Raw genomic sequence first — 12,612 nt, 5'->3', positions numbered from 1 at the left:
TTTGCTAGCGACTCGGTCACTAACTTGCTTGTCAAAGTATAATTCGGTATCATAGATATATAATGCTTGGTAAGTAGCCCTATTGTCAGTTCGGAACAAGTAGATAGGAGAAGAGGAGAAAAACTAGTGGATAAAGACCAATTGATAGAGAAACCAGAAATAAATATTGTTGGGGTTATTGCAAATCATCAGTTTAACTGGTATATTTGTTCAAACGATATGTGGACAATGGATATCGATAAATATATTCAGGCATACCAGGAAGCAGGTCTGAATGTTGATTTCTCCTATTTACCTGAGATTCAACAGAATCTTCATGTGATTACAAAAAGCAATCTTGAGAGCTACTTAGAAATGTATAAAGATGATTGGCTGAAGGTGACGGTTGAAGAATTGATCGAAATGATCAAACGCTCAATAGATTGTGAGGACTTACATTCAGAGATTATTTTTGAAGGAAAAGGTTTACTCCCGGATCTTTTAATCGATTTTGATAAAGAGGAGTTTTATTCAAACCATCTGGGGATGAAAAACTACGAAAGATATGTTCCGAACGGATGGAAAGTTTTTTCAGGATGTTTTGATCAGTTGATCCCTAAAGAGCAACAATATTGGATTGAAAAGACTGGCGCTAACCAATGAAGTAACTAATAATAAAATTAAAAAAGGTAAGAAACAATGAAGCATTATTTTATCGGTGGCCTAGGTAGCAATCGCTACCATCTGGCTCCACTTATTGAAAATCTAGGCTTTCCTGTGACCTTTCTAGATCCCTATAGGGAAATGATTCAGACAGAAAACGATCTTCGTGCTTGGTTTCAAGGTCAGATCGGCCAGGCGGAAGAGATCTGTTTATTGGGGCATTCCTTGGGTGGAGATTTGGCTCGTTATCTGTCAAGTGAATTTCCTCAGATTCGAGCTCTGATTCTCTTGGATGGTGGCTATCTGGATATGGAAAAGATCCTGCCTCTTGAAGAAGAACTAGAAGGAACGGCGTCTTTCATGAAGCAGCAAGTTTTTGCGACTTTAGAAGAAGCTGTGTTATCCGAACTTGGTGATGGAGCAGATCCTACTCCTATAGCGCGAAAAGCGGTAGAGGCTAGCTATCGTTGGAATCCAGCGAGTGAACAATATGAATTAAATCTGGATCTCGAAAAGGTCATGGCTTTATTGCGTCTACGGCGTCAGATCAAGACTTACCAGATTCCACTGGCAGACCTGCCTGTCCTCTTTATCGGCCCTCGATACCAAGAAGAACCTGAATGGAGAAAAGATTCTCTGAAGCAACTAGATCCCCAGATCAAGCAAGTCTTGCTAGAAGGTTTGGGGCACGAACTGTATACAGAGACGCCTGAAATTGTAGCTAGAGAAGTGAACAATTGGCTCCAAAATGTTCATAAATAAAACCTGTTTCTCTTTTTGAAACGGGTTTTTGCCTTGTAATTTCCGAACGTTATTTCCTATAAAATCATTCCCGTTGCATTGGGTCCGTATCTTTGGTATAATCTATCAAGGAAACGTCAAGAGACGTAGCGATGCGCTTGCGCATAGGTAGGTCAGTTTTTAGAAAAGAGATTTTTCAATCTATGTTAAATGAATTTCCTATTTTCGACTATGAAGATATTCAGTTGATTCCCAACAAATGTATCATCAATAGCCGGTCAGAAGCAGATACAACCGTCCAATTTGGAAAGCATACCTTCAAGCTTCCAGTCGTTCCTGCCAATATGCAGACAATCTTGGATGAGAATGTAGCAGAGCAGTTGGCGCGTGGTGGTTACTTCTACATCATGCACCGTTTTGATGAAGCGGGTCGGATTCCTTTTGTCAAACGCATGCATGATCAAGGTTTGATCGCTTCCATTTCGGTTGGTGTTAAGGAATACGAATACGACTTTGTGAGTCAATTAAAGGCAGATGCTCCTGAGTATATCACTATTGATATCGCACACGGTCATGCGGATAGTGTCATTCGGATGATTCAACACATCAAGAAAGAATTACCTGATACCTTTGTCATTGCCGGAAATGTTGGAACACCTGAAGCTGTTCGTGAATTAGAAAATGCGGGAGCTGATGCGACTAAGGTCGGAATCGGTCCTGGTAAGGTTTGTATCACCAAAGTTAAGACTGGATTTGGTACAGGTGGTTGGCAATTGGCTGCTCTTCGCTGGTGCTCAAAAGCAGCGCGTAAGCCAATCATTGCAGACGGTGGTATTCGGACCCATGGTGATATTGCCAAATCGATTCGTTTCGGGGCGTCTATGGTCATGATCGGTTCTCTCTTTGCAGGCCATATCGAAAGCCCTGGTAAAACAGTAGAGATTGATGGAGAGTCTTTCAAAGAATACTATGGATCTGCTTCCGAGTACCAAAAAGGAGCTTATAAGAACGTCGAAGGTAAGAAGATTTTATTGCCTGCCAAGGGTCATTTGCAAGACACCTTGACAGAAATGGAACAAGATTTGCAAAGTTCGATCTCTTATGCAGGAGGCCGAAAATTAGCAGATTTGAAACACGTTGATTATGTGATCGTTAAGAATTCTATCTGGAATGGCGATGCACACTAATTGAATTACTTATTTATTTCACGAATAGGCGTGATGTTTCTACAAGGTGCCGGAACACCTAACAATAAGTAAGTCGGGATTATTTCTCTTTCTAGAGAGATTTCAAGGCTTGCTTAGCAGGCCTTTTTGTGTTTTGTGAATGAAGTAGAGGATTTTTTAAAAAAGTAGGAGGAAGTATGAAATTACTTGAAGAGCGCATCTTAAAAGATGGCAATGTTTTAGGTGAGAATATCCTCAAGGTGGATTCCTTTTTGACCCACCAAGTGGATTTCAAATTGATGAAAGAAATTGGTCAGAATTTTGCGGACCGGTTCAAAGATGCTGGTGTGACCAAAGTCGTGACCATTGAAGCGTCTGGAATTGCACCAGCCCTTTATGTAGCGGAAGCACTAGATGTCCCTATGATTTTTGCGAAGAAAGCGAAAAACATCACCATGAATGAAGGGATTTTGACGGCTGAGGTTTATTCCTTTACCAAGCAAGTCACCAGCACCGTTTCGATTGCGGGTAAATTCTTGGATCCATCAGATAAGGTTTTGATCATTGACGATTTCCTCGCAAATGGCCAAGCAGCCAAAGGCTTGATTCAAATCATCGAACAAGCTGGTGCTCAAGTCGAAGCGATTGGGATCGTGATTGAAAAATCCTTCCAAGATGGACGGGGATTGTTAGAAGAATTGGGATATCCAGTTGTATCCCTCGCACGTTTGGACCGTTTTGAAAATGGTCAGGTTGTATTTAAGGAGGCAGACATCTAATGCAAAAACAAGAAAGCCATTCACAGGCGGCCATTCTAGGCTTGCAACACCTTTTGGCCATGTATTCGGGATCTATTTTGGTGCCGATTATGATCGCAGGAGCTTTGGGCTATAACGCTCATCAACTAACCTATCTCATCTCTACAGATATCTTCATGTGTGGGGTTGCAACTTTCCTTCAAGTGCAGCTCAATAAATACTTTGGGATCGGTCTTCCGGTAGTCCTTGGGGTTGCTTTCCAGTCTGTGGCACCTCTCAGCATGATCGGGGCTAGCCATGGTAGTGGGGCCATGTTTGGTGCCTTGATTGTCTCAGGGATTTATGTCATCCTTGTCTCTGGTTTCTTCTCTAAGATTGCCAATCTCTTCCCATCAATTGTAACGGGATCCGTTATTACAACCATTGGTTTGACCTTGATTCCAGTAGCGATTGGAAATATGGGAAATAATGCGCCAAAACCAACCGTTCAAAGCTTGATTTTGGCTGTGGTGACTATTCTCATTATTCTGGTTGTTAATATCTATACGACTGGTTTTATTAAATCCATTTCAATTTTGATTGGTTTGATCGCAGGGACTGCCATTGCGGCTTCTATGGGCTTGGTAGACTTCACACCTGTGGCTCAAGCACCAGTCGTTCACGTTCCAACGCCTTTCTTCTTTGGAGCTCCTAAGTTTGAAATCACCTCAATCGTCATGATGTGTATCATCGCGACAGTTTCTATGGTTGAATCAACAGGTGTTTATCTTGCACTTTCTGATATTACTAAAGATCCAATTAATAGCACGCGCCTTCGCAATGGTTACCGCGCTGAAGGGTTGGCTGTTCTCCTCGGTGGTATCTTCAACACCTTCCCTTACACTGGATTCTCACAAAACGTAGGCTTGGTGAAATTGTCTGGCATCAAGACTCGTCTTCCGATCTACTATGCGGCTGGTTTCCTTGTTCTTCTTGGTCTCCTTCCTAAGTTTGGAGCTTTAGCACAAATCATTCCAAGTCCAGTTCTTGGGGGAGCGATGCTAGTGATGTTTGGTTTTGTATCGATTCAAGGGATGCAGATTCTTGCGCGTGTTGATTTTGAACACAATGAGCACAATTTCTTGATCGCTGCTGTATCGATTGCTGCAGGGGTTGGTTTGAACAACAGCACCCTCTTTAATGGCCTTCCAACAGGATTCCAAATGTTCTTTGCTAACGGAATTGTCGTTGCCAGTGTCTTGGCGATCGTTCTCAATGCTATTTTAAACCGCAACAAAAACTAATCTCACATGAACCGGAGGTCCTTGGATCTTCGGTTTTTTTGACTTTTAAGGAAACATATAGTAGAGTGGAAGAGGAGAAAATCTTATTTGAAGAGAAGAGAGTTAGAATTATGTATTTAACCTATCACTTTAAAGAGCGCTTGCGCTTGTTTTTGAGTCTATTTTTGCCGATTTTGATCTACCAATTGGCCAATTATTCAGCCAGCTTTGTCGATACAGCCATGACCGGTCAGTACCGGACCCTTGATTTGGCTGGTGTTTCTACAGCTACCAGTCTGTGGAATCCATTTTTTACTTTCCTGACCGGGATTGTCTCTGCACTGACGCCGATTGTTGGGCATCATTTAGGCAAGGGAAATAAAGAACGGATTGCTGGCGATTTTTACCAATTCCTCTATATGTCATTTGGTATGGCTATTCTCTTAATAGGCTTTGTTTGGGGCATTGCACCCATGATTCTCAAGCAGATCGGTTTAGAAAATGTTGTTGCCCAAATAGCCATTCGCTATTTATATTTTCTTTCTCTGGGAATCTTACCCTTGTTGCTCTTTAGTATCGTGCGGACCTTCCTTGATACCTTGGGAATGACGCGTCTATCGATGTACTTGATGCTCTTGCTTTTGCCTCTCAATGCTTGTTTTAACTATATCCTGATCTATGGGGCTTTTGGTTTTCCTGAGATGGGGGGAGCAGGAGCAGGTCTTGGAACCTCTCTGGCCTACTGGGTCTTGTTGGCCATTGCGGTTTTGATTTTGTGCAAGCATCCCAAGGTAGCACCTTTCCAATTGTGGAAGCCACAGCCTTATGATTTTAAAGGGATGAAAGAAGTATTGCGGCTTGGGCTTCCAATCGGTGGAATTGTTTTTGCAGAAGTCATCATCTTCTCGCTGGTTGGTCTGTTAATGGCAAAATTCCCATCACTAACCATTGCTAGCCACCAATCGGCCATGAATTTTTCGACCCTGATGTATGCTTTCCCGGTTAGTATCTCAAGCACCATGGCTATTATCGTATCTTACGAACTGGGAGCAGGAAGACCAGAAGTGGTCAAACAATATTGCCGTTTGGGACGACTGACAGCCTTTGGTTTTGCCATTGTCACTCTCGTCTTTCTCTATACATTCCGCTTCCAACTAGCAGGGCTGTATGGCAAGGATCCAGTCTTTGTGCAACAAACAGCGATTTTCATGACCTATAGCCTCTTTTTCCAAGTGGCTGATACTTTTGCAGCACCCCTTCAGGGGATTTTGCGGGGCTATAAGGATACAACCGTTCCATTCTTATTAGGAGTCTTTAGTTATTGGTGCATCTCTATCCCACTAGGGATTTTCCTTGATCATGTGACCAACTTGGGTCCCTATGCTTATTGGATCGGTCTTATTTCTAGCCTTGTTGTGAGTGGAATTTGTTACCAACTTCGGCTTTGGCAGATTGAAAAAAAGCAAACAAACTAAAATGAAGTCTGGGAAACCAGGCTTTTTGTGTACCGTGAATATTATAAATTTTCTGAAAGTTCTTGACAATTGATATCAAAGTGGTAAGATTAAAAGGTAGAAACGAAGTACTAGAAGGAGAACAAGATGAGAAGTGATATGATCAAAATGGGGATCGACCGAGCGCCAGCGCGTGGTCTCCTCTATGCAACAGGGCAAGTAAAATCAGCAAAGGATATGCAAAAGCCCTTTATTGCCATTTGTAACTCCTATATTGATATCGTTCCAGGGCATGTTCACCTGCGTGAATTAGCGGATGTTGCTAAGGAAGCTATTCACGAGGCTGGTGGGATTCCTTTTGAATTTAATACCATCGGTGTCGATGACGGAATCGCTATGGGGCATATCGGGATGCGTTATAGTTTGCCATCTCGTGAGTTGATCGCAGATGCTGCTGAAACGGTCATCAACGCCCACTGGTTTGACGGTGTTTTCTATATTCCCAACTGTGATAAGATTACACCAGGTATGATTTTGGCAGCCATGCGGACCAATGTACCAGCCGTATTTTGTTCTGGTGGACCCATGAAGGGTGGCGTTGACATGACAGGGCATCAGGCGACGCTCTCAAGTTTGTTTGAAGCTGTAGGTACTTATCAAGCTGGTGATATGAGCATGGATGAGCTGGATTTCTTGGAAAAAAATGCCTGCCCAACTTGTGGTTCTTGCTCTGGTATGTTTACTGCCAACTCCATGAACTGTTTGATGGAAGTATTAGGTCTTGCTCTTCCAGGAAATGGTACCATCCTAGCTGTTTCAGATGAACGTCGGGAATTGGTTCGCCAAGCGGCCAAACAATTGGTAGAGAATATTAAAAAGGATATCCGTCCACGGGATATCGTGACCAAAGAGGCCATTGATGATGCCTTTGCGCTCGATATGGCTATGGGGGGGTCTACCAATACGGTGCTTCATACGCTCGCTATTGCGCGTGAAGCAGGGATTGACTATGATCTCAAAGATATCAACGAAATTGCCAAGAAGACACCTTATCTTTCTAAAATTGCCCCTTCAAGTGTTTACACCATGCATGATGTGCATGAAGCTGGTGGTGTTCCAGCCATTATTAATCAGTTGATCAAAAAAGGTGCCATTAAGGGTGATCGTATTACAGTTACTGGTAAAACCTTGAAAGAAAACGTAGCTGGTGCCGAAATTAAAAATGAAGAAATTATCCATCCAATTGAGCATCCTATTTCACCTGTAGGTGGTTTGTCGATCCTTTACGGAAATATCGCTCAAGATGGGGCTGTTATCAAGGTCGGTGGGGTCGATCCATCTGTGACCACTTTCCGTGGAAAGGCCATCTGCTGCGATTCACAAGATCAAGCCCTTGAGTTGATTGACAATGGAACTGTTAAGAAGGGACATGTCGTTGTCATTCGTTACGAAGGTCCTCAGGGTGGACCTGGTATGCCAGAAATGTTGGCACCAACTTCTAAGATTGTCGGACGCGGTCTTGGTAAGGATGTGGCACTGATTACGGATGGTCGTTTCTCAGGAGCTACTCGTGGGATTGCTATTGGTCACGTTTCTCCAGAAGCAGCAGAAGGTGGAAATATCGCCCTAATCGAAGACGGGGATGAAATCGTGATCGACCTACCAAACCGTACCCTTGATCTACTTGTCGATGATGCCACTCTTGCAGAACGTCGCAAACATTTGAAACCTTTCAAATCAAAAATCTCCAGCGGTTGGTTGCGTCGCTATACAGCCTTTGCCAAATCAGCCAATGTCGGCGGAACCTTGATGAGTGACGAAGAATTCGAAGAACGGAAAGCAGAACGTCAAGCCCAAGAAAAATCATGACCACCCGTCAAACGGGTGGTTTGTACCAGGGCTATAAGCCCAGATAACTAGCCAGCGCCTAAAGACGCTGGCTTTCACTTTGTTCAAGCCTTATTGCATTTGACTCGTCACAGACCTCTCAAAGAGGTATACGTACTACTTGCCACTATCCCTAAAGGGATCTTCATATTCTTTTACACTCAACTTATCTAAAGCAATATCTTTTCGCTCTTGTTCCTGAATGTATTTCTTTATTGTGGCTTCATTGAGGCCAACTGTACTTACATAATATCCCTCTGCCCAAAAATGTCGATTTCCAAACTTATATTTCAGATTTGCGTGTTTATCGAACATCATTAGAGCACTTTTACCTTTTAAATATCCCATGAAGCTTGCAACACTAATTCTAGGTGGAATGCTTACCAACATATGAACATGATCTGGCATTAAATGGCCTTCGATAAGCTCAACACCTTTATAACTACATAATCTATGGAATATTTCTCCCAAACTACTTCGATATTGATTATAGATCACTTTTCGTCTATACTTAGGGGTGAACACAATGTGATATTTACACATCCATTTTGTGTGTGATAAACTATGTGCTTTTTGAGCCATATTTTTCTCCTTTCGCTTTACAATTGGCTTGAACACCTTAATTGTATCGCGTTTGGAGTTTTTTTGGTATAACCTTCGATGCGCACCCGCATAGCGGGTGGTTTTTTGTCTCGCACCTAACGGAGCGAGACGGACTGAAAGTCACATAATAAGAAAAAACCTTTCCTGCTATGTGATATCACAAGCAAGAAAGGCTTTTTTAGTGAAACCATTATTTGGTGCGCATTTCACCTTGAGGGAAGTAGGTTCCTTCAGGCATATCATTAATGATAACGTGAACAGCTGACTGAGGAGCGCCAGTATTGCGGACAACAGCTTCGGTTACTTCCTTGGCCAAGGCTTTCTTTTGTTCCAAGGTGCGTCCTTCAAATAGGTCAATTCGTACAAATGGCATATGGCCACCTCCTAAATTTTTTATAGGACTATTTTATCACATTTTGGGATACAAAGCTTAGCAAAATTATGGTAAAATGATAATGAAACACATTTTAGAGAGAACAAAAGGAAAATGGCACAATTATATTATAAATATGGGACCATGAACTCGGGGAAAACCATTGAGATTTTGAAGGTGGCCCATAATTATGAAGAGCAAGGCAAGAGCGTCGTCATCATGACCTCAGCAATCGATACACGAGATGGAGTAGGAGTGGTTTCTAGCCGGATCGGTATGAAACGCGAAGCCGTTGCGATCGAAGAGGAAACCGATATCTTTGGCTTTATTAAAAACCAAGCAATCAAACCCTACTGTGTCTTGATCGATGAAGCTCAGTTTTTGAAACGTCACCATGTCTATGACTTGGCAAGAGTCGTGGATGAACTGGATGTGCCGGTTATGGCTTTTGGCCTCAAAAATGATTTCCGAAATGAACTCTTTGAAGGTTCCAAACATCTCCTCTTGTTAGCCGACAAGATCGAGGAGATCAAAACCATCTGCCAATACTGTTCCCGCAAGGCAACCATGGTCTTGCGTACCCAAGCGGGTAAACCTGTCTATGATGGAGAGCAGATCCAGATCGGTGGACACGAGACCTATATCTCCGTTTGCCGCAAACATTATTTTAATCCAGATATACCAACTGAAAGAGTCTAGAACGTTTTAGAGAGGATAATAATGTCTATTTGTTTAAAAGATATTACAATAGAGAATTATTTTGACGTTTTAAATCTAGAAGTTCATCCAAACCAAAGGAATTTTATTGCATCCAATTCCATTAGTTTAGCTGAAGCCTATGTATATGATAAAAATGGTGATTTTATAGCTCCCTTAGCAGTTTATGATAAGGAAGTATTAGTTGGTTTTGTTATGATTGCCTATGACCAGAAAATTGGGATCAGCAAGGGAAATTACTTGTTATTTCGTTTTATGATCGATAAACGATTTCAAGGTTTAGGCTATTTTAAACCGACTATGGATGCAGTCATTGACTTTGTTCGAACAGAGCCAGCTGGAAAAGCAACAAGTCTTTGGTTATCTTATGAACCGGAAAATAAGCAAGCGAGATCTTGCTATCTCCATTATGGATTTAAAGAAACTGGCGAAGTCATAGAAGACGAAATTGTAGCAATCTATGATCTAACAATCAAGAATTAAGGAGCAAACATGAATATCTATGATCAACTACAAGCTGTAGAAGACCGATACGAAGAGTTAGGAGAATTGTTGAGTGACCCAGATGTGGTCTCTGATACCAAACGCTTTATGGAGCTTTCAAAAGAAGAGGCTTCCACTCGTGATACGGTGACAGCTTATCGTGAGTACAAGCAAGTCCTTCAAAACATTGTTGACGCTGAGGAAATGATTAAGGAAGCAGGCGGCGATGCGGACTTGGAAGAAATGGCCAAGCAAGAGCTAAAAGATGCTAAGGCTGAAAAAGAAGAGTACGAAGAAAAACTGAAGATTTTACTTCTTCCAAAAGATCCAAACGATGACAAGAACATTATCTTGGAAATCCGTGGAGCAGCAGGAGGAGACGAAGCACAATTGTTTGCTGGTGACCTCTTACAAATGTACCAAAAATACGCGGAAAGCCAAGGTTGGCGCTTTGAAGTCATGGAAGCTTCCTACAATGGCGTTGGTGGGATCAAAGAAGTCGTAGCCATGGTTTCTGGTCAATCGGTTTATTCAAAACTCAAGTATGAATCTGGTGCCCACCGAGTACAACGCGTTCCTGTGACTGAAAGCCAAGGTCGTGTCCATACCTCTACAGCAACAGTTCTGGTCATGCCAGAAATCGAAGAAGTCGAGTATGACATTGATCCAAAAGACCTTCGGATTGACATCTACCACGCATCTGGTGCGGGTGGACAGAACGTCAATAAGGTCGCTACAGCCGTTCGAATCGTCCACTTGCCAACCAATATCAAGGTAGAGATGCAGGAAGAACGGACGCAACAGAAGAACCGTGAAAAAGCCATGAAGATCATCCGTGCGCGTGTGGCTGACCACTTTGCTCAGATTGCCCAAGACGAGCAAGATGCTGAGCGGAAGTCTACTATCGGGACTGGTGATCGTTCAGAGCGGATCCGGACTTACAACTTCCCTCAAAACCGTGTGACTGATCACCGGATTGGCTTGACCCTTCAAAAATTGGACACCATCTTATCTGGTAAATTAGATGAAGTGGTCGATGCTTTGGTCTTGTATGATCAAACTCAAAAATTAGAAGAGTTGAATAAATAATGTTGTTGGGATCATTATTAGCCCAGTATGAAGAAGAATTAATAGCCGTCGGAGAGGAAGCAGAAAGCCTCTCCTTCGCATATCGTGCTTTAAAAAACTGGACCTTTACAGACTTTGTCCTTGCTTTGCAAAAAGAAGTGGAAGTAGAGGATCAGGCCTTGCTTGATTCCATTTTTGAACAGTTGAAACATCACGTCCCTGCCCAGTATATTATTGGGAGTGCAGAATTCTGTGGCCATGTTTTTAAAGTTGATGAGCGCGTGCTGATTCCACGACCAGAGACAGAGGAGTTGGTGGCTCTCATTCTCGAAGAAAACGATGAGAAAGCCTTACGAGTTCTGGATATTGGTACAGGAAGTGGGGCCATTGCGATTAGCTTAGCCCTTGCTAGACCTACCTGGCAGGTTCAAGCTAGTGATGTCTCAGAAGAGGCTTTAGCCCTAGCTCAAGAAAATGCCAAGCAATTAGAAGCTGTCCTTGAATTCAAGTCGTCAGATGTACTGGACGAACTAGAAGGTCCTTATGACCTGATAGTGTCCAACCCTCCCTATATCTCCCGGGATGATGTAGAAGAGGTTGGAGCCAATGTTTTAGCCTCTGAACCCCACTTAGCTCTCTTTGCAGACCGTGATGGATATGCCATCTACGAAAAGATTGCCCAGCAAGCACCAAGTGTTTTAACACCAGACGGAAAGATCTATCTAGAAATTGGCTATAAGCAAGGAGCCAAAGTAAAAGAGCTCTTTCGAGAAGCGTTTCCTGACAAACGAGTTCGAGTTCTGAAAGACCAATTTGGACAAGAAAGAATGGTAGTAGTAGACAATGGATAACATTGAGAAAGAATTAGAAGCAGGCCGTGCGGTTATTCTGCCAACTGAAACAGTCTATGGTATTTTCGCTAAAGCTCTGGACCAAGAGGCAGTTGATTATATTTACGAATTAAAACGTAGACCGAGAGACAAGGCTCTGAATTTAAATGTAGCCGACGAAAAAACGATTCGAATTTATTCGAAAAATCAACCCAGCTATTTAACAAAACTGATTCATTCATTTTTGCCAGGGCCTCTGACTATTATTCTTCAAGCGAATGAAAAGGTACCTAACTGGATTCATTCAGGATTGGATACAGTTGGTTTCCGTATACCGGCTCACCCAAAAACATTGGATTTAATTCGTAAATACGGCCCTTTGGTTGGTCCCTCTGCCAATCTTTCAGGTCATGCAAGTGGAACAAAGTATAGGGCTATTGTAAGCGAATTTGATCAAGTGGTTCCTGGTATAGAGGATGATGACTTTCTGACAGGCCAAGATTCAACTATTTTGGATATCTCTAGTTCCAAAGCCAGGATTTTGCGGCAAGGTTCTATTACAAAAGCTGATTTGCTTGCACAAGTGCCGGAGCTTTCTTTTGAGGAAGATGAACTTCCTCAGTGATAA

Annotated in this window: 14 protein-coding genes and 1 riboswitch; of the genes, 12 read left to right on the top strand and 2 right to left on the bottom strand. The window is 42.5% G+C overall.

Annotation, left to right across the window (positions count from 1 at the left end; translation table 11 throughout):
- Positions 1-126 precede the first annotated feature (126 nt).
- The 7 genes from O3605_RS00580 (at position 127) to ilvD (ending at position 7,892) form a co-directional block, all read left to right on the top strand.
- A complete protein-coding gene (locus tag O3605_RS00580) occupies positions 127-642 on the top strand; it encodes a hypothetical protein (RefSeq protein WP_070505575.1) in 516 nt (171 codons plus the stop codon).
- Positions 643-678: 36 nt separating this feature from the next.
- Positions 679-1,404 (top strand): alpha/beta fold hydrolase, encoded by a 726-nt coding sequence (locus tag O3605_RS00575; RefSeq protein WP_371585046.1) that lies wholly within the window; start codon positions 679-681, stop codon positions 1,402-1,404.
- Positions 1,405-1,586: 182 nt separating this feature from the next.
- On the top strand, positions 1,587-2,570 hold the full coding sequence (gene guaC / locus O3605_RS00570; RefSeq protein ID WP_021153179.1) for a GMP reductase: 984 nt from the start codon (positions 1,587-1,589) through the stop codon (positions 2,568-2,570).
- Positions 2,560-2,655: riboswitch (purine riboswitch) on the top strand. It overlaps the preceding gene by 11 nt.
- Before the next feature lie 91 nt (positions 2,656-2,746).
- On the top strand, positions 2,747-3,328 hold the full coding sequence (locus tag O3605_RS00565; protein ID WP_049517888.1) for a xanthine phosphoribosyltransferase: 582 nt from the start codon (positions 2,747-2,749) through the stop codon (positions 3,326-3,328).
- Entirely contained in the window at positions 3,328-4,590 is a 1,263-nt protein-coding gene (locus O3605_RS00560; RefSeq protein WP_014713303.1) for a nucleobase:cation symporter-2 family protein, read from the top strand. Before O3605_RS00565 ends, O3605_RS00560 begins: the two co-directional genes overlap by 1 nt.
- A 110-nt stretch (positions 4,591-4,700) precedes the next feature.
- Entirely contained in the window at positions 4,701-6,044 is a 1,344-nt protein-coding gene (locus O3605_RS00555; RefSeq protein ID WP_061604233.1) for an MATE family efflux transporter, read from the top strand.
- A gap of 126 nt (positions 6,045-6,170) precedes the next feature.
- Positions 6,171-7,892, top strand: coding sequence for a dihydroxy-acid dehydratase (ilvD, locus tag O3605_RS00550; RefSeq protein WP_371585045.1), 1,722 nt, complete (start codon positions 6,171-6,173; stop codon positions 7,890-7,892).
- Between the two features lie 135 nt (positions 7,893-8,027).
- On the opposite strand, the gene tnpA is transcribed toward ilvD, so the two are convergent.
- Positions 8,028-8,492: an IS200/IS605 family transposase gene (tnpA, locus tag O3605_RS00545; protein ID WP_049518079.1), complete on the bottom strand. Its 465-nt coding sequence runs from the start codon at positions 8,490-8,492 to the stop codon at positions 8,028-8,030.
- A gap of 211 nt (positions 8,493-8,703) precedes the next feature.
- Positions 8,704-8,886, bottom strand: a complete 183-nt coding sequence (locus O3605_RS00540) for a 4-oxalocrotonate tautomerase (protein ID WP_001117401.1) — start codon at positions 8,884-8,886, stop codon at positions 8,704-8,706.
- 114 nt (positions 8,887-9,000) lie between these two features.
- Here O3605_RS00540 and O3605_RS00535 point away from each other — a divergent pair, with 114 nt between their 5' ends.
- From O3605_RS00535 to O3605_RS00515, 5 genes are read left to right on the top strand one after another with little or no spacing between them, the layout of a single operon-like run.
- Positions 9,001-9,585 carry a thymidine kinase gene (locus O3605_RS00535; RefSeq protein WP_003016637.1) on the top strand — a complete coding sequence of 195 codons (585 nt, stop codon included), beginning with the start codon at positions 9,001-9,003 and terminating at the stop codon, positions 9,583-9,585.
- A gap of 21 nt (positions 9,586-9,606) precedes the next feature.
- On the top strand, positions 9,607-10,086 hold the full coding sequence (locus O3605_RS00530; RefSeq protein WP_156672289.1) for a GNAT family N-acetyltransferase: 480 nt from the start codon (positions 9,607-9,609) through the stop codon (positions 10,084-10,086).
- A 9-nt stretch (positions 10,087-10,095) separates the two neighbouring features.
- Positions 10,096-11,175 carry a peptide chain release factor 1 gene (gene prfA, locus O3605_RS00525; protein ID WP_003007273.1) on the top strand — a complete coding sequence of 360 codons (1,080 nt, stop codon included), beginning with the start codon at positions 10,096-10,098 and terminating at the stop codon, positions 11,173-11,175.
- Positions 11,175-12,005 (top strand): peptide chain release factor N(5)-glutamine methyltransferase, encoded by an 831-nt coding sequence (gene prmC / locus O3605_RS00520; RefSeq protein WP_003016621.1) that lies wholly within the window; start codon positions 11,175-11,177, stop codon positions 12,003-12,005. The genes prfA and prmC overlap by 1 nt, the downstream gene beginning before the upstream one ends.
- Complete coding sequence (locus tag O3605_RS00515) at positions 11,998-12,609, top strand: L-threonylcarbamoyladenylate synthase (RefSeq protein WP_014713308.1); 612 nt, start codon at positions 11,998-12,000, stop codon at positions 12,607-12,609. Before prmC ends, O3605_RS00515 begins: the two co-directional genes overlap by 8 nt.
- Positions 12,610-12,612 lie beyond the last annotated feature (3 nt).

Source organism: Streptococcus sp. 27098_8_99, from assembly GCF_041431935.1.
GTDB lineage: Bacteria > Bacillota > Bacilli > Lactobacillales > Streptococcaceae > Streptococcus > Streptococcus parasanguinis_D.
The sequence above is the reverse complement of the archived record's forward strand: the minus strand, read 5'-3'. Positions and strand labels throughout refer to the sequence as shown.

Coding starts and splice junctions, on each gene's coding strand:
- O3605_RS00575 (WP_371585046.1), top strand. CDS start 679: ATGAAGCATTATTTTATCGGTGGCCTAGGTAGCAATCGCTACCATCTG.
- guaC (WP_021153179.1), top strand. CDS start 1,587: ATGTTAAATGAATTTCCTATTTTCGACTATGAAGATATTCAGTTGATT.
- O3605_RS00565 (WP_049517888.1), top strand. CDS start 2,747: ATGAAATTACTTGAAGAGCGCATCTTAAAAGATGGCAATGTTTTAGGT.
- O3605_RS00560 (WP_014713303.1), top strand. CDS start 3,328: ATGCAAAAACAAGAAAGCCATTCACAGGCGGCCATTCTAGGCTTGCAA.
- O3605_RS00555 (WP_061604233.1), top strand. CDS start 4,701: ATGTATTTAACCTATCACTTTAAAGAGCGCTTGCGCTTGTTTTTGAGT.
- ilvD (WP_371585045.1), top strand. CDS start 6,171: ATGAGAAGTGATATGATCAAAATGGGGATCGACCGAGCGCCAGCGCGT.
- tnpA (WP_049518079.1), bottom strand. CDS start 8,492: ATGGCTCAAAAAGCACATAGTTTATCACACACAAAATGGATGTGTAAA.
- O3605_RS00540 (WP_001117401.1), bottom strand. CDS start 8,886: ATGCCATTTGTACGAATTGACCTATTTGAAGGACGCACCTTGGAACAA.
- O3605_RS00535 (WP_003016637.1), top strand. CDS start 9,001: ATGGCACAATTATATTATAAATATGGGACCATGAACTCGGGGAAAACC.
- O3605_RS00530 (WP_156672289.1), top strand. CDS start 9,607: ATGTCTATTTGTTTAAAAGATATTACAATAGAGAATTATTTTGACGTT.
- prfA (WP_003007273.1), top strand. CDS start 10,096: ATGAATATCTATGATCAACTACAAGCTGTAGAAGACCGATACGAAGAG.
- prmC (WP_003016621.1), top strand. CDS start 11,175: ATGTTGTTGGGATCATTATTAGCCCAGTATGAAGAAGAATTAATAGCC.
- O3605_RS00515 (WP_014713308.1), top strand. CDS start 11,998: ATGGATAACATTGAGAAAGAATTAGAAGCAGGCCGTGCGGTTATTCTG.